The organism is Thermus sp., from assembly GCF_037444525.1.
Taxonomy (GTDB): domain Bacteria; phylum Deinococcota; class Deinococci; order Deinococcales; family Thermaceae; genus Thermus.
In genome coordinates, this window is sequence record NZ_JBBIMD010000009.1 from 27,376 (window position 1) to 46,261 (window position 18,886).

Annotated in this window: 18 protein-coding genes and 1 pseudogene; 12 read left to right on the plus strand and 7 right to left on the minus strand. The window is 68.6% G+C overall.

Annotated features, from left to right (window positions below; all coding sequences use genetic code 11):
• Positions 1 to 10 precede the first annotated feature (10 nt).
• Genes udk through csaB form a run of 3 tightly spaced genes read left to right on the plus strand, consistent with a single transcriptional unit; the run spans position 11 to position 3,314 of the window.
• Positions 11 to 640, plus strand: a complete 630-nt coding sequence (udk, locus tag WKI94_RS02485; protein WP_337844194.1) for a uridine kinase — start codon at positions 11 to 13, stop codon at positions 638 to 640.
• A complete protein-coding gene (locus tag WKI94_RS02490) occupies positions 637 to 2,334 on the plus strand; it encodes a DUF5693 family protein (RefSeq protein ID WP_337844195.1) in 1,698 nt (565 codons plus the stop codon). The genes udk and WKI94_RS02490 overlap by 4 nt, the downstream gene beginning before the upstream one ends.
• Positions 2,319 to 3,314, plus strand: coding sequence for a polysaccharide pyruvyl transferase CsaB (gene csaB / locus WKI94_RS02495; RefSeq protein WP_337844210.1), 996 nt, complete (start codon positions 2,319 to 2,321; stop codon positions 3,312 to 3,314). Before WKI94_RS02490 ends, csaB begins: the two co-directional genes overlap by 16 nt.
• Here csaB and WKI94_RS02500 read toward each other — a convergent pair.
• The 4 genes and pseudogenes from WKI94_RS02500 to miaA form a co-directional block, all read right to left on the minus strand.
• Positions 3,289 to 4,341 (minus strand): hypothetical protein, encoded by a 1,053-nt coding sequence (locus WKI94_RS02500; protein ID WP_337844196.1) that lies wholly within the window; start codon positions 4,339 to 4,341, stop codon positions 3,289 to 3,291. The genes csaB and WKI94_RS02500 overlap by 26 nt on opposite strands.
• Positions 4,338 to 5,083 (minus strand): annotated as a pseudogene (locus WKI94_RS02505) (3'-5' exonuclease). Before WKI94_RS02505 ends, WKI94_RS02500 begins: the two are co-directional and overlap by 4 nt.
• Positions 5,083 to 6,498 (minus strand): Asp-tRNA(Asn)/Glu-tRNA(Gln) amidotransferase subunit GatA, encoded by a 1,416-nt coding sequence (gene gatA, locus WKI94_RS02510; protein ID WP_337844197.1) that lies wholly within the window; start codon positions 6,496 to 6,498, stop codon positions 5,083 to 5,085. The pseudogene WKI94_RS02505 and the gene gatA overlap by 1 nt, the downstream one beginning before the upstream one ends.
• Before the next feature lie 7 nt (positions 6,499 to 6,505).
• Positions 6,506 to 7,414, minus strand: a complete 909-nt coding sequence (gene miaA / locus WKI94_RS02515) for a tRNA (adenosine(37)-N6)-dimethylallyltransferase MiaA (RefSeq protein WP_337844198.1) — start codon at positions 7,412 to 7,414, stop codon at positions 6,506 to 6,508.
• 18 nt (positions 7,415 to 7,432) lie between these two features.
• On the opposite strand from miaA, the gene WKI94_RS02520 reads away from it, so the two are divergent.
• A complete protein-coding gene (locus tag WKI94_RS02520; protein ID WP_337844199.1) occupies positions 7,433 to 7,834 on the plus strand; it encodes an Hsp20/alpha crystallin family protein in 402 nt (133 codons plus the stop codon).
• On the opposite strand, the gene WKI94_RS02525 is transcribed toward WKI94_RS02520, so the two are convergent.
• Positions 7,831 to 8,409 carry a thymidine kinase gene (locus WKI94_RS02525; protein WP_337844200.1) on the minus strand — a complete coding sequence of 193 codons (579 nt, stop codon included), beginning with the start codon at positions 8,407 to 8,409 and terminating at the stop codon, positions 7,831 to 7,833. The two genes, WKI94_RS02520 and WKI94_RS02525, sit on opposite strands and share 4 nt — an antisense overlap.
• A 60-nt stretch (positions 8,410 to 8,469) precedes the next feature.
• Positions 8,470 to 8,685 carry a 50S ribosomal protein L31 gene (rpmE, locus tag WKI94_RS02530; protein ID WP_026234242.1) on the minus strand — a complete coding sequence of 72 codons (216 nt, stop codon included), beginning with the start codon at positions 8,683 to 8,685 and terminating at the stop codon, positions 8,470 to 8,472.
• 100 nt (positions 8,686 to 8,785) lie between these two features.
• Here rpmE and WKI94_RS02535 point away from each other — a divergent pair, with 100 nt between their 5' ends.
• From WKI94_RS02535 to WKI94_RS02560, 6 genes are all read left to right on the plus strand, one after another.
• Positions 8,786 to 10,045 (plus strand): NfeD family protein, encoded by a 1,260-nt coding sequence (locus tag WKI94_RS02535; protein WP_337844201.1) that lies wholly within the window; start codon positions 8,786 to 8,788, stop codon positions 10,043 to 10,045.
• Position 10,046: 1 nt separating this feature from the next.
• A complete protein-coding gene (gene floA / locus WKI94_RS02540) occupies positions 10,047 to 11,024 on the plus strand; it encodes a flotillin-like protein FloA (protein WP_337844202.1) in 978 nt (325 codons plus the stop codon).
• Entirely contained in the window at positions 11,021 to 11,404 is a 384-nt protein-coding gene (locus WKI94_RS02545; protein ID WP_337844203.1) for a hypothetical protein, read from the plus strand. Before floA ends, WKI94_RS02545 begins: the two co-directional genes overlap by 4 nt.
• On the plus strand, positions 11,368 to 12,351 hold the full coding sequence (locus WKI94_RS02550; RefSeq protein WP_337844204.1) for a PhoH family protein: 984 nt from the start codon (positions 11,368 to 11,370) through the stop codon (positions 12,349 to 12,351). Before WKI94_RS02545 ends, WKI94_RS02550 begins: the two co-directional genes overlap by 37 nt.
• Before the next feature lie 142 nt (positions 12,352 to 12,493).
• Complete coding sequence (gene lepA / locus WKI94_RS02555; RefSeq protein WP_337844205.1) at positions 12,494 to 14,311, plus strand: translation elongation factor 4; 1,818 nt, start codon at positions 12,494 to 12,496, stop codon at positions 14,309 to 14,311.
• On the plus strand, positions 14,301 to 15,272 hold the full coding sequence (locus tag WKI94_RS02560) for a HAMP domain-containing sensor histidine kinase (RefSeq protein ID WP_337844206.1): 972 nt from the start codon (positions 14,301 to 14,303) through the stop codon (positions 15,270 to 15,272). The genes lepA and WKI94_RS02560 overlap by 11 nt, the downstream gene beginning before the upstream one ends.
• Position 15,273: 1 nt before the next feature.
• Here WKI94_RS02560 and sdaAB read toward each other — a convergent pair whose 3' ends face one another.
• Entirely contained in the window at positions 15,274 to 15,930 is a 657-nt protein-coding gene (sdaAB, locus tag WKI94_RS02565) for an L-serine ammonia-lyase, iron-sulfur-dependent subunit beta (protein ID WP_337844207.1), read from the minus strand.
• 17 nt (positions 15,931 to 15,947) lie between these two features.
• Between sdaAB and WKI94_RS02570 the strand changes: the two genes are divergently transcribed.
• The gene (locus tag WKI94_RS02570) at positions 15,948 to 17,873 is read left to right on the plus strand and encodes a hypothetical protein (protein WP_337844208.1); all 1,926 of its coding nucleotides are present in this window, start codon (positions 15,948 to 15,950) and stop codon (positions 17,871 to 17,873) included.
• Positions 17,870 to 18,721 (plus strand): dihydrodipicolinate synthase family protein, encoded by an 852-nt coding sequence (locus tag WKI94_RS02575; protein ID WP_337844209.1) that lies wholly within the window; start codon positions 17,870 to 17,872, stop codon positions 18,719 to 18,721. The genes WKI94_RS02570 and WKI94_RS02575 overlap by 4 nt, the downstream gene beginning before the upstream one ends.
• The last annotated feature ends 165 nt before the right edge of the window (positions 18,722 to 18,886 follow it).

The following is an 18,886-nucleotide window of genomic DNA, read 5'->3' on the forward strand; positions in this document are numbered from 1 at the left end:
TGATGGAGGGGTGAGGAAGCGGCCCTTCGTCATAGGGATCGCGGGCGGCACCGCCAGCGGCAAGACCACCTTAGCCCGGGCCCTGGCCCAAGCCCTGGGGGCCCGGGTGGCCCTTTTGCCCATGGACCACTACTACCGGGACCTCTCCCACCTCGCCTTCCCCGAGCGCATGGGGATGAACTACGACCACCCCGAGGCCTTCGACCTGGGGCTCTACCTGGCCCACCTCGAGGCCCTCCTCAGGGGCGAGGCGGTGGAAATGCCCCTTTACGACTTCAAGGCCTACACCCGCGCCCCCGGGGCGGTGCGGGTAAACCCCGCGCCGGTGGTGATCCTGGAAGGCATCCTGGTGCTGTGGCCCGAGGAGCTGAGGCGGCGCATGGACCTCAAGGTGTACGTGGACGCGGACGCGGACGAGCGCTTCATCCGCCGGCTTAAGCGGGACGTGACGGAGCGGGGCCGGAGCCTGGAAGGGGTGGTGGAGCAGTACCTCACCCGGGTGAAGCCCATGCACCTGGCCTTCGTGGAACCCACCAAGCGCCATGCGGACGTGATCCTTCCGGGCGGAGGGGAGAACCCCGTGGCCCTGGCCATGCTGAAGGCCAAGGCCTTGGCCCAGCTTGTGGAGGAACCGGTATGAGGGCCTTCCTCCAAGGCCTTCTCTTCTTGGCCGCCCTCCTCTCCCTCCCTGCCCTCGGGCCAAGGCTAAAGGCGGACCGCCCGGGCCCTGTGGCCCTCCTCATGGACGGCAAGGCCCTGGAGGACGAGGCCCGCGCCCGGGGGGAGGACCTCCTCACGGCCCTAAGGCGTTACCGGGCCCTGGGGGTGGAGGGGGTGGCCTTCCCGGAACGCTTTCTCAAGGACTGGGTGGACGCAGGGGCCCTCCTCTACCGCACGGGGGCGGAGCTTAAGGAGATGGGCCTCCCCGCGCGGCCCGGCTGGTACTACCTGAAGGGGGAAGGCTGGCTTTTGGACCTCCTGGAAAGGGCTTATGATCTCCCTAAGGAGCGGGTAGGGCCTTGGCTAGGCTTTCCCCTAGACGTTCTGGCCTTCCCTGCCTTCTATGACCTAAAGGCCATCCGGCAGGCCCAAGGGGAAGGGTTCTACGTGGCGGTAAGGCCCATCAACCACCGCCTCCGCCGCCTGGACCCCGCCCTCCCCATCGTCCCCCAGGAGGCGGACGCGGTGATCTTCGCCGGCCTCGAGGCCCTGGGCTACCCCTACCGGCTGGAGGAGGCTAAGGCCCTGGTGCGCGCCCCCGTGGCCCTCATTGAGGGCACCCCCCAGCCCGGCCTGGCCGCCTTCCGGGAAAAGGGAATCCTGCGCCTCTTTAGCCTGCGCTACGAGTGGCAGCTCACCCTAAGCCCGGAGGAGGCCGCGGCCAAGTACGTCCTGGCCGCCCGGGAGAGGGGGCATAAGCTCCTCTACCTGAGGCCCTACCCCTACCCCCAGGACACCGAACGCCTCCTGAAGGAACTCCTCCAGGGCCTGAAGGCCAGCGGCATCCCCCTAGGCCGCCCCGAGCCTCCCCTCTTCACCCCAAGCCCCTTCCGCCTCGCCGCCTGGGTGGGGGTTTTGGCGGGGCTTGGCCTCCTCGCCCTAGGGCTTCCCCAGGGGCCCTTAGTGGCGGGGCTTCTCCTCCTCTTCGCCCTGGGCTACGCGGGGGGGCAGGGTGGGGCCCTCCTTGCGACCCTGGTTTTCCCCGTCTTGGGCTTCCTGGGCCCCCGGAACGGGCTTTGGCTGTGGCTTAGAGCCCTGGGGTACGCCCTCCTGGGCGCCCTTTTCCTCAGCGTCCTGGGCTCCAGGCCGGAAAGCCTCCTGGGCCTCACCCCCTTCAAGGGGGTCTCCCTCACCCTCCTCGTCCCCCCTCTCCTCGTGGCCTACAGCTTCCTGGAAAAGGACCTTAAGGCCATGGTCCTCCGGCTCTGGAACCATCCCGTGCGCCTGGGGGAGGCCTTCTTGGTGGCGGTGGGCCTTGGGCTTTTGGCCCTTGCCCTCCTCCGCCGGGGAAACGAAGCCCCCATCGTCCCCGAGTGGGAGCTTAGGCTCCGAAGCCTCCTCCAGGAGGCTATGGTCCGGCCACGCTTCAAGGAGGTCTTCGGCCACGCCCTCTTTCCCCTGGCCCTTCTCCTCCCCTGGCCCCGCTGGGCGCAAAATGCCCTCCTCTTCCTGGCCGCCTTGGGGGTGGCCTCCATCCTGAACACCTTCAGCCACTTCCACACCCCCTTCCTCATCTCCCTCTTCCGCACCCTGAACGGGGCCCTCTTGGGCCTCGCCCTGGGGCTCTTAGGGGTTATCCTGGTAAGGAGGCTTTGGAGATGGTGGTGGGGGTAGCGGGGTACTACGGGTTTAAGAACGCGGGGGACGAGGCCATCCTGGAGGCCATCCTGCGGGAGCTAAGGGACCGGGGGCACCGGGCGGTGGTCCTTTCCGGAAATCCCGCCCTCACCCGGGAGGAGCACAAAACTCCTGCCTACCACCGCCTGAACCCCTTGGCCCTCCTCAAGGCCGACCTCTGGCTCCTTGGGGGGGGAGGCCTCCTACAGGACTTCACCAGCCGTCTAAGCCTCCGCTACTACTTGGGCCTTCTCCGCCTGGCCCGGCTCTTCCGCAAGCGGGTGGTGATCTTCAACCAGTCCCTAGGGCCCCTCTCCCCTTGGGGGGAAAGGCGGGTGGCCCAGGCCCTCAGAGGGCTTCCCGTCATCCTCCGGGACCAGGACTCCCTGGCCTACGCGAAACGGCTGGGCCTGGAAGCGGAACTGGGGGCCGACCCCGCCCTCCTCCTCACCCCGCCCCCTGTGGCCCGGGAGGAGGGGCTGGTCCTGGTCATCCCCCGGGCGGGGGAGGCCTACCGGGAGGGGGTGAAGAGCCTGTACGCCGCGGCCAACCACCTCCTCCACGAGGGGCGGCAGGTCCTGGTCCTCCTCATGCAGCCCGGCTACGACGACGAGGTGGCCGAGGTCTTCTTCCACCACCGCATTGAGCGCACCGGGGACCCCAGGCGGGTCCTCTACCTGGCGGCCCAGGCGGGGTACGTGATCTCCATGCGCCTTCACGGCCTCATCCTGGCCGCGGCCGCGGGCACCCCATTTGCCGCCCTCTCCTACGACCCCAAGGTGGCGGCCTTCGCCAAAGAGACGGGGGCCTACCACCAGGACCTCCCCGGAGACCCCCTCCTCCTGGCCAAGGCCGCCCTCTACGGGCGGGGGCCGGACTGGGACAAGGTGGCCCGGCTGAAGGAACGAGCCCGGCGGAGCTTTGACCTCGCCCTCGGGGAGAGGCACCCCGTCAAGCGCCCTTCTGGGCGCGGCTGAGCCTGGCCTTCACCCCTTGGGCGAAGGCCTCGAGGTCAGCCAGGGCCTCCTCCACCCCCTGCCTCAGGAGGAACTCCCCAGGGGCCAGCCGCTTGAGGAGGAGGAAAGGAGGCCCGGAGAAGAGCTCCACCCCCTGGCGGACGGTTTCCGGGAGAAGGCCCTTCTCCAGGGCCTCGGCCTCGAGGTCAGCAAGGAGGAAAACCTCCCCCAAGGGCCTCTTGGCGAGGAGCAAAAGGAGGGCCGCCACCGCCCCCCGCTCGGCGAACTCCGCCACCAGCCGGTCCTCCAGGGCCTCCACCCCGGCGAGGTCCACCCGGCCTTCCCGGAGGAGGTCCTCCAGGTCCAAGGGGGTGAGGGGAAAACGGGCCTTTAGGCGCACCAAGCGGCTTAGGGCCTCGGGGGAGATGAAGGGGAGGCCCCGGGCCTCCACCTCCCCCTTTTGGGACTCGGGGGCCAGGAGGGCGGCGTAGGCCCCCTGGGCCCGGTAGGGCTTCAAAAGGTCAGGCTCCCCTTCCCCCAGGCGCAGGAGGGCCAGGCGGAGCTGGCGCCGGCCCAGGTGAGCGGTGTAGACCCAGGGGGGGCCACCCTCCAAAGTGAAGCCCAGGCGCTTCAGGTCCTCCGTGGCCCCCGGAGGGCCCAGGGGCTCGTGGGGGAAGAGGACCTCTTTAGGGTAAGGGGCCACCCGCACCCGGCGCCCCTTGGGCTCGGGCGGGGGGACCTTCTCCTTGGGGGGCTCAGGCCTTTCAGGGGGGCGAAGGGAAGCGCGGGGGGATGCTTGGAGCTCCACCACCTCCCCCCGGAAGTGGAGGAGGACCGCCTCGTTGGCCGCCAGGCGGCGCTTGGCGTAGTAGGGCCCAAGGCCCCGGACCACCCCAGCTTTCCAGTCCACCTCCCCTTCTAGGGCCTCCCCGTCCTCGTCCAGGAAACGGACCCGCTCCCGGCCCAGGAGGTGGGCCCTGAGGGAGGCGGTGAGGGTCATGGTGCCGTTTTGAATACACAGGCTGGTGAGGATATACCGTGCGGTCACGAAAACCTCCCGAGTTCCCACAAGGGCTTAGGCCTTCCTGCGCTCAGTATATAGTACGCCTCGTGGAGCACCAAGGCCGTGCGCTCCACGTCCCCCAAGGCCCGGTGCACCCCCCTCGGGGGGAGTTCCAATAGCTCGGAAAGGGCATCCAGCCCGTAGCGCTTCACCCCCTTAAAGGCCTTTCGGGCAAGGCGCAAGGAGTCCACCACGGGGTTTTCCAAGGGAAGACCCAGGCCCTCCAGGGCCGGGCGGAGGAAGGCGAGGTCAAAGGGGGCGTTGTGGATCACCAGGGTGGCCCCCTGGAGGAGGGGGTAGGCCTCCTCCAGGACAGCCTTTAGGGGCGGGGCGGAGAGGAGCTCGTCGGGGTGGATGCCGGTGAGGCGCTGGACAAAGGGGCTTGGGGGCCTTTGGGTGCGCACCAGGCTCGTGTAGGAAAGGCGATTTCCCTCCTCCAGGCGCAGGAGGGCCACCTCCATAATCTCGTTCACCCCGGGGGCGAGGCCCGTGGTCTCCAGGTCCAGGACCACCACCACCTCCCCCTGGGGAAAGGGGTAGCGCCACTCCCAAAGCCCCACCCCCTCCTCCCGGAAAAACCGCCCGTCCAGGAGGGGAAGGAGGACCCGCTCCACCGGCCCCCAGAGGCCCAAGGCCGCCCCCAGGGCCTTGAGGGCAAGGGCCTGCCCTCGGCCCTAAGCCTCCGGGCAAGGCGGGTGGCGAGGCGGTAGCGCAAGGGGCCTTCCATCATAGGGCCTCGCCCAGGGGGGCCTTCAGGTGGGCCCGGGCCGTGGCCTCCTCAAAGGCCAGGGCCACCCGGAGAAGTCCTTCGTCCCCCCCCCAGGGGGCAAGGAGCTGGAGGCCCACGGGAAGGCCCCCCTCAAACCCCGCGGGGAAGGAGAGGGCAGGGAGGCCCGTGAGGTTGGCCCCCACGGTGTAGAGGTCCTCCCGGTAGAGGGCGAGGGGGTCGGGCCGGCTTTCCAAGGGGAAGGCGGGGTGGGGGGCGGTGGGGAGGAGAAGGAGGTCCACCTCCTGGAAAAGGGCCCGGGCCTCGGCCTTGAGGCGGTGGCGGAAGGCCTGGGCCCGGGCGTAGTAGGCCTCGTAGTAGCCGCTGGAGAGCACGAAGGTGCCCACGAGGATGCGCCGCTTGACCTCGAGGCCAAAGAGGGCCCGGGTCCTCTCCACCATCTCCTCGAGGTCCTCCGAGGCCACCCGGGCCCCGTACAGCGTCCCGTCGTAGCGGGCCAGGTTGGAGCTGGCCTCCGCGGGGGCCAGGATGTAGTAGGCGTTTAGGGCGAGGGGCAAGGCCGGCCAGGAAACTTCCCGCACCTGAAGGCCAAGCCCCTCAAAGACCCTTATGGCCTCCTCCAGGGCCCGCTCCACCCCGGGGCTATTCCCGGCAAGCCCTTCCCGCACCACCCCAAGCCGCAAGGGGGGAAGAGGCTCCTCCAGGGCCTTTTGGAAGCGGGGGGGGAGGTCCAGGCTGGTGGCGTCCCAGGGGTCCTCCCCCACCACGGCGTCCATGAGGAGGGCCAGGTCTTTAACGCTCCTCGCCAAGGGGCCGATCTGGTCCAGGCTGCTGGCGTAGGCGATGAGGCCATAGCGGCTCACCCGGCCGTAGGTGGGCTTAAGGCCGTAGACCCCGCAGAAGGCCGCGGGTTGGCGCACGCTGCCCCCCGTGTCCGAGCCCAGGGCCACGGGGGCTAGGTCTGCGGCCACCGCGGCCGCGCTCCCCCCGCTGGAGCCCCCGGGGACCCTTTGGGGGTCAAAGGGGTTTTTGGTGGGGAAGAAGGCGGAGTGCTCCGTGCTGGAGCCCATACCGAACTCGTCCAGGTTGGTCTTGCCGAGGACCAAAGCCCCCCTGGCCTTGAGCCGGGCCACCGCCGTGGCCTCGTAGGGGGGGATGAAGCCCTCGAGGAGGCGGCTTCCCGCGGTGGTCCTTAGGCCCTTGGTGACGATGTTGTCCTTCACCGCCACCAAAACCCCCGCCAGGGGGAGGGCAGGGTCCAGGGCTTCCGCCTCCTCCAGAAGGCGCTCGTTCAGGGTAAGGTAGGCCCCAATCCCCGGGTCCAGCAGGGCGATGCGCTCCAGGTAGGCCTGGGCCACCTCCTTGGGGGAAAGGGCCTTGCGGGCCACCTGGGCGCGGATCTCGTGGGCCAGCATGCCCCTACTATAGCCCGAAGTGCAGGCGAAGCCAGTCCCGAAAGCCCGTGTAGGCCGCCTCTCCGCCTTTCAGGAGGTAGGTCACGTCCCCGGGCTCGTGGCGGAACCAGGTGTACTGGCGCTTGGCGTAGGCCTTCACCGCGCGGATGTCCCGCTCCAAGGCCTCCTCCAGGGTGTACGCTCCCCTCAGGTAGCCCACCACCTCTTTGTAGCCGATGGCCTGAAGGGCGGTGGGGAGCTTTGGGTAGCGCTGGAGGAGGGCCCGCACCTCCTCCACCAGGCCCCGGGCGAACTGGGCCCTGGCCCGCTCCTCCAGCCTAGGCCAAAGCCAGGCCCGTTCAGGGAAGAGGACGAGCTTCCGGTAGCGGAACCGGGGAGGCCTTTTGGGAAAGCGGGCCGGAGGGATCCCGGTGCGCCTTAGGACCTCCAGGGCCCGGACGAGCCGCCTGGGGTTCCGCCCCACCCTCCTCGCATCCTCCGGGCTTGCCGCCCCAAGCTCCGCCAGGAGGGGCTCCACCCCCCTCTCCTCCAGCTCCTGCCAAAGGGTTTCCTGGAAGAGCGGGTCCGGCGGGGGGAGCTGGTGAAGCCCCTCGGAGAGGGCGCGGATGTAGTAGCCCGTGCCCCCCACCACGAGGGGCACCCGCTCCCGGAAAAGCACCTCCCCTATGGCCCTTTCCGCCATCTCCAAAAAGCGGGCCACGCTCATGGCCTCGCTGGGCTCCAAAACGTCCACCAGGTGGTGGGGCACCCGGGCCCTCTCCTCCAGGGTGGGCTTGTCCGTGCCGATGTCCAGCCCCCGGTAGACGGTGGTGGCATCGGCGGAGACCACCTCCAGAGGAAGCTCCTCCCCAAGCCTTAAGGCGAGGAGGGTTTTGCCGCTGCCCGTGGGGCCCGCCAGAACAGGGATAACCTCCACATCGCTTATGCTAAGGGCATGCTGGAGCGCCTGGACCGCCTGGAAACCTTGAGAAAGCTCCGGGAGCTGCAGGAGCGCATCGCCGAGCTGGCCTACCGGCTCACCGGGGAGGAACCCGCGGCCTGGACCCCCAGGGTGGACCTCCTGGAGGACGAGGAGCACTACGTCCTCCTGGTGGACCTCCCCGGGGTACGCCCCGAGGACCTGGAGCTTTTGGAGGAGGGGAGCCGGGTCACCCTGGCCGGGGTACGCCACCCCCTACCCGGCACCTACCTCTTGGAGGAGCGCCCCATGGGCACCTTCCGCCGCACCCTGGACCTCCCGGGGCCCATTGAGGAGGGCACCGCCCAGGCGAGCCTCCGCCAAGGGGTCTTGGAGGTGCGCTTTAAAAAGCGGAAAGGCGGGGCGTTACCCCTTTAGGGCAAAACCCGGTGGCAGGCCCGGCAGCGGGGCTCGTAGTGCTCCTTGGCCCCCACCAGGATCACGGGGTCGGAGTAGCGGGCCGGCTTCCCGTCCACCAGGCGCTGGGTGCGGGTGGCGGGGGCCCCGCACCGGGGGCAGATGGCGGTGAGCTTGTCCACAAACTCCGCCCGGGCCAGAAGCTCGGGCATGATGCCGAAAGGCTCCCCCCGAAAGTCCAGGTCCAGCCCAGCCAGGATGACCCGCACCCCCCTTTGGGCCAGGGCCTCGGCCAACCCCACCAAACCCCGGTCCAGGAACTGGGCCTCGTCCACGGCCACCACCTCGGGCAGGGGGGAAAGACGGGCCTCCATCTCCCTTGCGCTCTCCACGGGGATGGCTTCCAGCCGCTCGCCGTCATGGCTCACCACGGCCTCGAGGTGGTAGCGGTGGTCCAGCCTGGGCTTGAAGACCAAGACCCTCTGCCTCGCGATGAGTGCCCGCTTCACCCGCCGGATGAGCTCCTCGCTCTTCCCGGAAAACATGGGCCCCACAATGACCTCAATCCAACCGGGGCGGTGAACGATGGGGGGCATACCGGGGCGCCATTTTACCCCACCTGGACCCAGGCCCAGGCGGGGGGCAGGGGTCTTCCCTTAGCGGCCCTTGCGGTAGGAGTCCCCGAAGCGGCGCTGGAAGCGCTCCACGCGCCCCTCGGTGTCCACGAAGCGCTGCTGGCCCGTGTAGAAGGGGTGGCACTTGCTGCAGACTTCCACGTGGATCTCGGGCTTGGTGGAGTAGGTGTGGATAACGTTGCCGCAACCGCAGATGATGCGGGCCGGTACCAGCTTGGGGTGGATGCCTTCCTTCACGTTCGCCTCCTCCCGCACGGTCTTGGCCGTGCGCAAAACCATGGTCTAGTCTACAGGGAAAAGGCCCTAGCGGCAAGGGGAAGCGTATAGAATAGAGGCGGTGAAAAGGCTTCTTGCCCTAGCCTTTCTCCTCCCCTGGGCCTTGGGGAAGACCTTCCTCATCCCCATCCAGGGGGAGATTGATCCCGCCCTGGCGGTCTTTGTAGAGCAGGCCCTGGCCCGGGCCGAAAGGGAGGGGGCCAGCGGGGTGGCCTTCCTCATAGACACCCCAGGGGGCCGGGTGGACGCGGCCATTCGCATCTCCGACCGCATCCTGCAAACCCCCCTCCCCACCCTGGCCGTAGTGCAAAACGCCTTCTCCGCTGGGGCCCTCATCGCCCTTTCCTGCCAGCAGATCGCCATGCTCCCGGGCTCGGAGATCGGGGCCGCCCTGCCCGTGGTGGCCCTCCCCCTGCAGCAACCCCAGGCCGCGGACCAAAAGGTGATCTCGGCCCTCAAGGGGAAGTTCCGGGCCGTGGCCGAGGCCCGGGGACGGCCCACCCACCTGGCGGAGGCCATGGTGGACCCCTCGGTGGAGGTGCCGGGGCTTTCCGCCAAGGGGGAGCCCCTCACCCTCTCCGCGGACAAGGCGGTGGAGCTCAAGGTGGCGGACTTCAAGGTGGGAAGCCTACAGGAGGCCCTGAGGCAGGCGGGCTTTGCCGCGGAGACGGAACGGCTTACCCCAGGCCCCCGGGTGCAGGTGGCCCGGTTCCTCACGAGCTCCGCGGTGGCGGGGCTCCTCCTGGCCCTGGGGCTCCTGTTCCTCCTCCTGGAGCTCTTCACCCCGGGGTTTGGGGTCATGGGGGTCCTGGGCCTAGCCCTCCTCGGCCTCTACTTCGCCGGGGGGTGGCTGGCGGGGCTCTCTGGGGCCTTTGAGCTGGTCCTCTTTTTTCTCGGGGTGGCCCTTCTCCTGGCGGAGGCCTTCCTCTTCCCCGGGTTTGGGGTGGCGGGGGCCCTGGGGGTGGGGTCCATCCTGGCCTCCGTCTACTTCACCTTCGGGGAGAACGCCCTCTGGGTCATCGCCATGGCGGTGATCGCCCTGGGGATCGGCCTCCTGCTCGTCTTCCGCTACCTCCCCAGAACCCGGCCCGCCCAGGCCCTGGTCTTGGAAAGCGCCATCTCCGAGCACGCCGCGGAAGAGGCGGTGGAGGTGGGCAGCCTAGGCGTAGCCCTCACGGACCTAAGGCCTGGGGGCGTGGGCCGGTTTGGGGCCAAGCGCGTGGACGTGGTGGCCAACCGTGGGTTCATCCCCAAGGGCACCCCCATCCGGGTGGTGGAGGTGCGAGGACCCACGGTGCTGGTGGAAGCGGTGGAGGAATAGCATGGAAGGAATCGGTCTCATCTTTCTGGCCTTTGTCGTCCTTGTCCTGGTCTTTCTCTTCTTCAGCTTCATCCCGGTGGGCCTCTGGATCTCCGCCTGGGCCGCGGGGGTGCGGGTACCCCTCATCACCCTGGTGGCCATGCGCCTAAGGCGCGTACCCCCGGCCAAGATCATCTACCCCCTCATCAAGGCCACCAAGGCGGGGCTGGACGTGCGCCTGGACCGCCTCGAGGCCCACTACCTCGCCGGGGGCAACGTGGACCGGGTGGTGGACGCCCTCATCGCCGCGGACAAGGCGGGCATCCGGCTCACCTTCGACCGGGCCGCGGCCATAGACCTGGCGGGCCGGGACGTGCTGGAGGCGGTGCGGGTTTCCGTGAACCCCAAGGTCATCCAGACCCCCATGGTGGCCGCGGTGGCCAAGGACGGCATCCAGCTTCTGGCCACCGCCCGGGTCACGGTGCGGGCCAACATAGACCGGCTGGTGGGCGGGGCCGGGGAGGAGACCATCATCGCCCGGGTGGGGGAAGGCATCGTAACCACCATCGGCAGCGCCAACTCCCACAAGGAGGTGCTGGAAAACCCCGACCGCATCTCCAAAACCGTTCTGGACAAGGGCCTGGATGCGGGCACGGCCTTTGAGATCCTCTCCGTGGACATCGCCGACGTGGACGTGGGCAAGAACATCGGGGCCCAGCTCCAGATAGACCAGGCGGAGGCGGACAAGAAGATCGCCCAGGCCAAGGCGGAGGAGCGGCGGGCCATGGCCGTGGCCGCAGAACAGGAAAACCGGGCCCTGGTGGAGGCCATGCGGGCCAAGCTGGTGGAGGCCCAGGCCCAGGTGCCCCTGGCCCTGGCCGAGGCCCTAAGGAAGGGGAACCTAGGGGTGATGGACTACTACCGCCTGAAGAACATCGAGGCGGACACGGACATGCGGGAGTCCATCAGCCGGGCGGCCAAGCCCGAGGGTGAGGAATGAGCTTAGACGACCTCCTGGGCCTCCTTTTCCTCCTCCTCTTCGTCATTCTGCCCGCCCTGCAGGGGCTTTCCCGCAAGAGCCCCCCACCAGGCTTTCCCCTGGACCTGCCCGAGCCCGAACCCCCCTCCCTCCCCAAGCCCCGCCCCAAGAGGCGCCCCAGGCCCCCGACAACCCCCGAAAGGCCCCTCGAGGCCACCCCTGAACCCCCCCGGTCCCTGGAAGCCGCCCCCCGGGAGGCCCTCAAGGTCACCTTCCGGGAAGCCCAAGAAGAGGCAGAAAGGCCAAAGAGGAAGCGCCCACGCCTTCTAAGCACGACGAAGAACGAGATCCTTAAAGGCATGGTATGGCACGAGATCCTGAAACCGCCCAAAGGCTGGTGATCCCCTTTAGGCCCCAGGAGGCCCTGGCCTTTTTGGGCCAGGCCGACCGGAACCTGAAAACCCTCCGCCGCCTCTTTAAAGAGGCCTTCGGGGAGCGGCTTAGGCTCGTGGCCCGGGGAGAGGCCTTGGAGCTTATAGGGGACAAGGAGGCGGTGGAGGTGGCGGAGAAGGCGGTGCGGGACCTTCTCGCCCTCCTCCGCCAGGGGGCGGAGCTGGACGAGGCCACCCTGGAGCAGGCCATGGCCCTGGCCCTTTCCGGGGAAGGGCTCTACCAGGCCACCACCCCGGAGGTGGGCCTGGCCCTTCCCGGGAAACTGCGCCCCAAAACCCCGGGCCAGAGGCGGTACGTGGAAGCCATCGCCCAGCACGACATCACCTTTGGCATCGGCCCCGCGGGCACGGGCAAGACCTACCTGGCGGTGGCCATGGCGGTGAGCCACCTCAAGGCCCGCAAGGTGAAACGCATCGTCCTCACCCGGCCCGCGGTGGAGGCGGGGGAGAAGCTGGGCTTCCTGCCCGGGGACATCCAGGCCAAGGTGGACCCCTACTTAAGGCCCCTCTACGATGCCCTCTTTGACATGATTGATGCAGAGCGCTTTGAGCAGTACCTGCAGTCGGGGATCATCGAGGTAGCGCCCTTGGCCTTCATGCGGGGCAGGACCTTGAACGATGCCTTAATCATCCTGGACGAGGCCCAGAACACCACCCCCGAGCAGATGAAGATGTTCCTCACCCGCATGGGCTTCTCCTCCAAGATGGTCATCACCGGGGACATCACCCAGATTGACCTGCCCAAGCACCAAAAGTCGGGGCTGGTGGAGGCCCTCAAGGTCCTGAAGGGCATAGAGGGCATCGCCTTCGTGTACTTCAAGGAGTCCGACGTGGTCCGCCACCCCCTGGTGGCCCGCATCATCAAGGCCTACGAGAGCCACCAGGGGGAGGGCTAAGTACCCCACCGAAGCTTTCGCTTCGGTGGGGGCCCCAGAAGAAAGGCCTAGACCGCCTTGTCCCCTGGCCCCATGAGGATTTTTCCATGCCGAGGCGCTTAGCGCCTTGACTTTGGCTCCTTTACCCTTGAGGATTAAAGGGATGGAAGGCCTCCCCATCCGCAACTTCTCCATCATCGCCCACGTGGACCATGGGAAGTCCACCCTGGCCGACCGCATCCTGCAGGCCACCCAGGCGGTAAGCGATCGGGAGATGCGGGAACAGTTCCTGGACTCCCTGGAGCTGGAGAGGGAGCGGGGCATCACCATCAAGGCCAGCGCGGTGCGCGTCCACTACCGGGCCAAGGACGGGAAGACCTATACCCTAAACTTGATTGACACCCCCGGGCACGTGGACTTCACCTACGAGGTCTCCCGGGCCCTGGCGGCGGTGGAAGGGGTCTTGCTGGTGGTGGACGCCAGCCAAGGGGTGGAGGCGGAAACCCTGGCCAAGTACTACATGGCCTTGGAGCAGGGGCACACCATCATCCCCGTGATCAACAAGATTGACCTCCCCAACGCCCGTCCCCTGGAGGTGGCCCTAGAGGTGGAGGAGGTCTTGGGCCTCCCCGCAGACGAGGCCATCTTCGCTTCCGCCAAGACGGGGGAAGGGGTGGAGGAGATCCTGGAGGCCATCGTAAAGCGCATCCCGCCCCCCAAGGGGGACCCGGAAGCCCCCCTAAAGGCCCTCATCTTTGACTCCATCTACGACGCCTACCAGGGGGTCATCCCCTACCTGAGGGTGTTTGAGGGGCGGGTGCGCCCCGGGGACCGGATCCGCATCTGGTCCACGGGGAAGGAGTTCACCGTGGACAAGGTGGGGGTCTTCACCCCCCAGGGTCTCGCCCCCACGGAAGCCCTATCGGTGGGGGAGGTGGGCTGGGTGGTGGCGGCCATCCGGGACATCCATGACGTCCAGGTGGGGGACACCATCACCCTGGCCCACCGCCCCACGGACGCCCCCTACCCCGGCTTCCGCCCCGCCAAGCCCGTGGTCTTCGCCGGCCTCTACCCTGTGGACTCCGGGGACTACGAGCGCCTCAGGGACGCCCTGGAGAAGCTCAAGCTGAACGACGCCGCCCTGCAGTTTGAACCGGAGACCTCCACCGCCTTGGGCTTCGGCTTCCGTTGCGGCTTCCTCGGGCTTCTCCACGCGGAGATCGTCCAGGAAAGGCTGGAAAGGGAGTTCGGCCTGGACCTCATCGCCACCGCCCCCAGCGTGGTCTACCGGGTGCGGCTCAAAGGCGGCGAAGAGATGGAGATCCATAACCCGGCGGACCTCCCCGACCCCACCCGCATAGAGGAGATCCTGGAGCCCTACGTGCGCCTCACCATCTTCACCCCCGAGGCCTACGTGGGGAACACCATGGGTTTGGTCCAGGAAAAGCGGGGCAGGCTCCTGGCCATGAACTACCTCCCAGGGGCGGAAAAGCGGGTGGAGCTGGTCTACGAGGCCCCCTTTGGGGAGATCCTCTACGATTTCCACGACCGCCTGAAAAGCCTCTCCCGGGGCTACGCCTCCATGGACTACGAGCAAGCGGGCTACCAGCCTGGGGATCTGGTGCGGGTGAACATCCTGGTCCACGGGGAGCCGGTGGACGCCCTCACCTTCATCGCCCACCGGGACAAGGCCTACGCCATGGCCCGGGCCATTGTGGACAAGCTGGCCGAGGTTATCCCCCGCCAGCTCTTTGAGGTGCCCATCCAGGCGGCCATCGGGGGGAAGATCATCGCCCGGGCCACGGTGAAGGCCCTGCGCAAGGACGTCCTTGCCAAGTGCTATGGGGGGGACGTGACCCGGAAGAAGAAGCTTTTGGAGAAGCAGAAGGAGGGGAAGAAGCGGCTTAAGGCCATCGGCAAGGTGGAAGTGCCCCAGGAAGCCTTTCTGGCCGTGCTCTCCGCGGGTAAGGATGCGTCTTAGGACCCGGCTTGCCCTCACCATCGCCCTCCTCGCCTTTCTGCCCAACCTGGTCCTGGTCCTCCTCCTGGGGCGCCCTTCCGGGGGGCTTTTCCTTTGGCTCCTCCTGGTGGCCCTCCTCTCGGGAGGCATCGGCTACCTCCTGGCCCAAGGCCTCCTCCGGCCCCTCACGGAGCTCACCCGGGCGGTGACCTACCTTTCCCTTAAGGAGGGCCCCCTCCACGAGCTCCGCCTCCCCCCGCCCAAGGAACCCCCGCCCCAAGAGATCGCCCTCCTGCGGGCGCGGTTTGAGGAGCTTTTGGAACGGGTGCGGAGGCTTTTGGAGGAACGGGAGGCCTATTACGGGGCCCTGGCCCACGACCTCAAGACCCCCCTCCTTTCCGCCCTGAGGGCCTTGGAGTACCTGGAAGGGGCAGACGCCATCGGCAAGGAGGCCCGGGTGGCCCTTCTGAAGGAGATCAAGGAGGAGCTCGCCCGGGGGTACCGCCTGGTGGAAAACCTCCTGGCCCTCTCCCGCCTCGAGGCCCACCCCCTCTCCCCCGAGACCCTGAACCTGAGGGCCCTGGTGGAGGACCTCCTCCTCCGCTACCGCAAGGAGGCCGACAGGCGGGGCCTGGCCCTTTGGGCCGAGGGGGCGGGAAGCGCCCGGGGGGAGCGGATTCTCCTGGAGCGGGCCCTGGCCAACCTCCTGGAAAACGCCCTCCGCCATGCCAAGGGCCGGGTGCGGGTGCGGGTGGAGGAGGGGGCCTTGACGGTGGAGGACGACGGGGAGGGCCTCCCCCTCCCCCTGGAGGCCCTGGCCCAGCCCTTCCGGCAAGGGCAGGGCAACCGGGGGAGCAGCGGCCTTGGCCTCTACACCGCCAAGCGGGTGGCCGAGGCCCACGGGGGGCGGCTTTCCGCCGGGAAAAGCCCCTTGGGTGGGGCGGCCCTTCGGCTGGAGCTCAGGCCGGGAAACCGGATGTAGCCTAGGCCGGCGGGAGCTGGCGCACCCAGAGGATGTAGGAGAGGTTTTGCAGGTAGAGGAGGGGGATCTCCGAAAGGGGCCGGTCCACCTCGAGGCTCATCATGGCCTCCCCGCCCCGCTTCTTGCGGCTTACGGTGAGGTGGGCGATGTTCACCTCGTCGTCCGCCAGGATGCGGGCCACCCGGGCCACCACCCCGGGGGTGTCCACGTTCTTCACCACCAGGGTGAGGGCCTGGCCGGTGATGCGCACCTCAAAGCCGTCCAGGTCAAAGATGCGCACCAGGCCTCCCCCCAAGGAGCTCCCCGTCACCGTGACGCGCTCCCGTTCCCCTTCCAGGACCATGCGCACGGTGTTGGGGTGGACGTCCCCAAGCTCCACCTCCCTAAAGGCCACCTCGAGGCCCTCCCGCTCCGCCAGGGCAAAGCTCTCCTTAAGCCGTTCGTCGTCCGGGGTGAGGCCCAAGACCCCCGCCACCAGGGCCAGGTGGGTCCCGTGCCCAGCCCCCGTCTTGGCGAAGGAGCCGTGGAGGCCGAACTCCACCCGCCTGGGCCTCTCCCCAAGAAGGTGGCGGGCGAGGAGGGCAAGCCGGCAGGCGCCCGCGGTGTGGCTGGAGGAGGGCCCCACCATCACCGGGCCGATCATGTCCAGGAGTCCCATACCGGTAGAATAACCCCATGCGCGCCTTGGCCCTCCTCCTTCTCCTAGGCCTGGCCCAGGCCCAAAGCCTTCTTTTGCCTTCGCAAGCCCAGGTGGGGGAAACCCTGGAGCTCCGGGGGGAGAACCTGCCCGAAGGCCGCTTTCCCTTGGCCCTGGAGGGCCCAGAAGGGAGCGGGGTCCTGGAGGTGGAGGTCAAGGAGGGGGGCTTCCGCCTCCCCTTCACCCCTAGGGCCCCCGGGACCTACCGCTTCCGCCTAGCCCTGCCCTCGGGGACGCTGGAGGGGCGCCTCGAGGCCCTGGCCCCACTAGCCCCCAAGCTCACGGAGGAGGGCCTTGCCCTCCCCGGGGGGGTTCTTCCCCTGCCGGAAGGGCCCTGGCTTGGACCCCTGGTGCAGGGGGACCGGGTCTATGTGGCCCGGGGGCTCCTGGCGCTGGAGGTGGCCCAGGACCGGCCCGAGGTCCTGCGCTACCACTTCGCCCCCAGGCGGGTGGTGGCCTTAAGGCCGGGCCCCGAGGCCCTCTTGGAGGGGGAACGGGCCCTCCTCCTCCCCTTCCCCCCTCTCCCCTTCTCGGGAAAGGAGGAGGACCTGAAGGAGCTTAGAACCCTCCTGGAAGCCCTCAAGCCCCCCAAGCCCTGGCCCTACTTCGCCTACTGGGCCCTGCCCCCGGAGGCCCTCACGGAGGAGGACCTTAAGGCCTACGGGGAGGACCTAAGGCTCAGGGGGCACCGCCCCGAGCTCTTCTTCGCCCAGGAGGGGGTGCGGCGGATGGCGGAGGCGGCCTCCGCCCTCAAGGAAAAAGACCCTGAAAAGGCCCGGCTCCTGGCGGAAGCCCTCCTCCGCTACACCCCCCTTTTCCCGGGCTCTCTTGCCTTCTTCCGCTCCTTCGCGGAGGGCCTCGAGGCCCAGGGCCACCCCGTCCTGGCCCTCCGCTTCCGGGAAGCTCTCAAGGTCCTAAGGACCTGGATTCCCCCGGACCTGGGCCCCCTGAAGGAAGGGCTAGGGGTCCTGGGCCTGGCCTACCTGGCCCTTTTCCTCTACCTCTTCCTCTACTACCTGCCCGCCCAGCTCCAAGACCTAAGGCCCCTTGGGGGGTACCTGGGGGGCTGGTTCCGCCACCCCCTCCTGAGGCTCCGCCACCTCCACCTGGCCTACGCCTCCCTGGGGGAAAGGCTCCTTGCCCTCCTCCTCTTCCTCCTCCTGGGGGTGGGGGTCCTCTTCCAAGGGCTGGACAGCCGGGTGCGGGCCCAGCTCCTCGCTCCGCCTTTGGACCGGGGCACCCTGCGCACGGAGGCCGCCCAGGCCTGGCTCATGGACCTCCCCCCCTTTCCCGAGGTGCGGGCCCTCCAGGGCTACGCCCTCCTCCAGGAAAACCCCAAGGAGGCCAAGGCCCTCCTCCAGGAAGGGGCTACCCTCCCCTTCGCCCAGGCCCTCCTGGGCACCGAGGAGGGCCTGGCGGAGGCCTACCGGAAGGCGCCCTACACCGGGCCCATCCGGAGCGCCTTGGACCTGGGAACGGACCCCTGGGGGCCACGGGAGCCCGGGCCCAGCATGGCCACCCTGTACCGCGCCCTCCTCCGGGTGGAGCTAAGCCGCTTCCTGGAAGACCCCTGGCGGGGCTTTCAGGGCCTGGACCTCCCCTTCCCCTGGCCGGGCTGGGGTCGGGCGGCCCTCTTCCTGGGCTTCCTCGCCCTTCTCCTCTACCACCTCCTCTCCTTCTTCCTCCCCCGGCGCCCCCATGCCCCCCCTTGGGGCTGGGCCCTGGGGGTGCGGCTTTTCGTCCCGGGGAGTCTGGGGTTTGCGGGGGGGCTTGGGCTTCTCTTGCTCCTCTTCGCCGCTTACGGCCTTCTCCGCGCCCTCCAAGGGGAAGGCCCTGGCCTTCTCCTCCTGGCCTACGGCCTCCACCTCCTCTTCCTGTTAAGCTCCTTTAGGAGGCCCAGATGATCCTACCCCCCATCCCCACCCCTTTTGACCGGCGAGGGCGGCTGGATCGGGAGGCCTTCCGCGCCCTGGCGGAGGCCATAGAGCCCCTGGTGGACGGGCTTTTGGTCTACGGCTCCAACGGGGAGGGCGTGCACCTCACCCCCGAGGAAAGGGCCTTGGGCCTAAAGGCCCTCGCCCCCAGGAAACCCTTCCTGGTGGGCCTCATGGAGGAGACCCTGCCCCAGGCGGAAAGGGCAGTGGAAGAGGCCAAGGAGCGGGGGGCCTTCGCCCTCCTGGTCACCCCGCCCCGGTACTACCACGCAAGCCTAGGGGAGGGGCTTTTCCGCTACTACGAGGCCCTGGCGGAGGGGATGCCCCTTTTCCTCTACCACGTGCCCCAGAACACCCGGGTGGACCTCCCCTTGGAGGCGGTGGCCCGGCTTTCCGCCCACCCCAACATCCTCGGCATCAAGGACTCCAGCGGGGACCTGGCCCGCATGGCCTTCTACGGAGCCCACCTCAAGGGCTTCAGGGCCTACACCGGCCACGCCCCCACCTTCCTGGGGGCCCTGGCCCTGGGGGCGGAAGGGGGGATTTTGGCCGCGGCCAACCTGGCCCCAAGGGCCTACAAGGCCCTGCTGCAGGCCTTCCGGGAAGGGCGGATGGCGGAGGCCAAAACCCTCCAGGAAACCCTCTTCCCCCTGGGGGACCTCCTGGCCAAAGGGGGGGTCCCCCTGCTGAAGCAGGCCCTCCGGCACCTGGGCCTCCCCGCGGGCTACCCGAGGCCCCCCTACCCCGAGGAAAGCCCCCTTTGGCCCCGCTTCCTCCCGGTGCTGGAGGGGCTTGGGGAAAGGGGGTGGCTCCTTTGAAGCGGGCCCTTGCCCTCCTTCTCCTCCTCGCCGCCTGCGCCCCAAGGCCCCTCCCCCCTGAGGCCCGGTTTCTGGGGGCGGAGGTTTTGGGCCTCGAGGCGGAAGGCCCGGCCCTCCTCCTGGGCCTCAAGGTGGCCTTCCAGAACCCCAACCCCTTCCCCCTCC

Bases quoted from the DNA above. Each gene is read 5' to 3' on its own strand.
- WKI94_RS02545 (WP_337844203.1), top strand. From the start codon at position 11,021: ATGAGCTTAGACGACCTCCTGGGCCTCCTTTTCCTCCTCCTCTTCGTC.
- floA (WP_337844202.1), top strand. From the start codon at position 10,047: ATGGAAGGAATCGGTCTCATCTTTCTGGCCTTTGTCGTCCTTGTCCTG.
- gatA (WP_337844197.1), bottom strand. From the start codon at position 6,498: ATGCTGGCCCACGAGATCCGCGCCCAGGTGGCCCGCAAGGCCCTTTCC.
- WKI94_RS02575 (WP_337844209.1), top strand. From the start codon at position 17,870: ATGATCCTACCCCCCATCCCCACCCCTTTTGACCGGCGAGGGCGGCTG.
- WKI94_RS02490 (WP_337844195.1), top strand. From the start codon at position 637: ATGAGGGCCTTCCTCCAAGGCCTTCTCTTCTTGGCCGCCCTCCTCTCC.
- WKI94_RS02550 (WP_337844204.1), top strand. From the start codon at position 11,368: ATGGCACGAGATCCTGAAACCGCCCAAAGGCTGGTGATCCCCTTTAGG.
- WKI94_RS02560 (WP_337844206.1), top strand. From the start codon at position 14,301: ATGCGTCTTAGGACCCGGCTTGCCCTCACCATCGCCCTCCTCGCCTTT.
- lepA (WP_337844205.1), top strand. From the start codon at position 12,494: ATGGAAGGCCTCCCCATCCGCAACTTCTCCATCATCGCCCACGTGGAC.
- WKI94_RS02570 (WP_337844208.1), top strand. From the start codon at position 15,948: ATGCGCGCCTTGGCCCTCCTCCTTCTCCTAGGCCTGGCCCAGGCCCAA.
- WKI94_RS02525 (WP_337844200.1), bottom strand. From the start codon at position 8,409: ATGCCCCCCATCGTTCACCGCCCCGGTTGGATTGAGGTCATTGTGGGG.
- sdaAB (WP_337844207.1), bottom strand. From the start codon at position 15,930: ATGGGACTCCTGGACATGATCGGCCCGGTGATGGTGGGGCCCTCCTCC.
- WKI94_RS02520 (WP_337844199.1), top strand. From the start codon at position 7,433: ATGCTGGAGCGCCTGGACCGCCTGGAAACCTTGAGAAAGCTCCGGGAG.
- csaB (WP_337844210.1), top strand. From the start codon at position 2,319: ATGGTGGTGGGGGTAGCGGGGTACTACGGGTTTAAGAACGCGGGGGAC.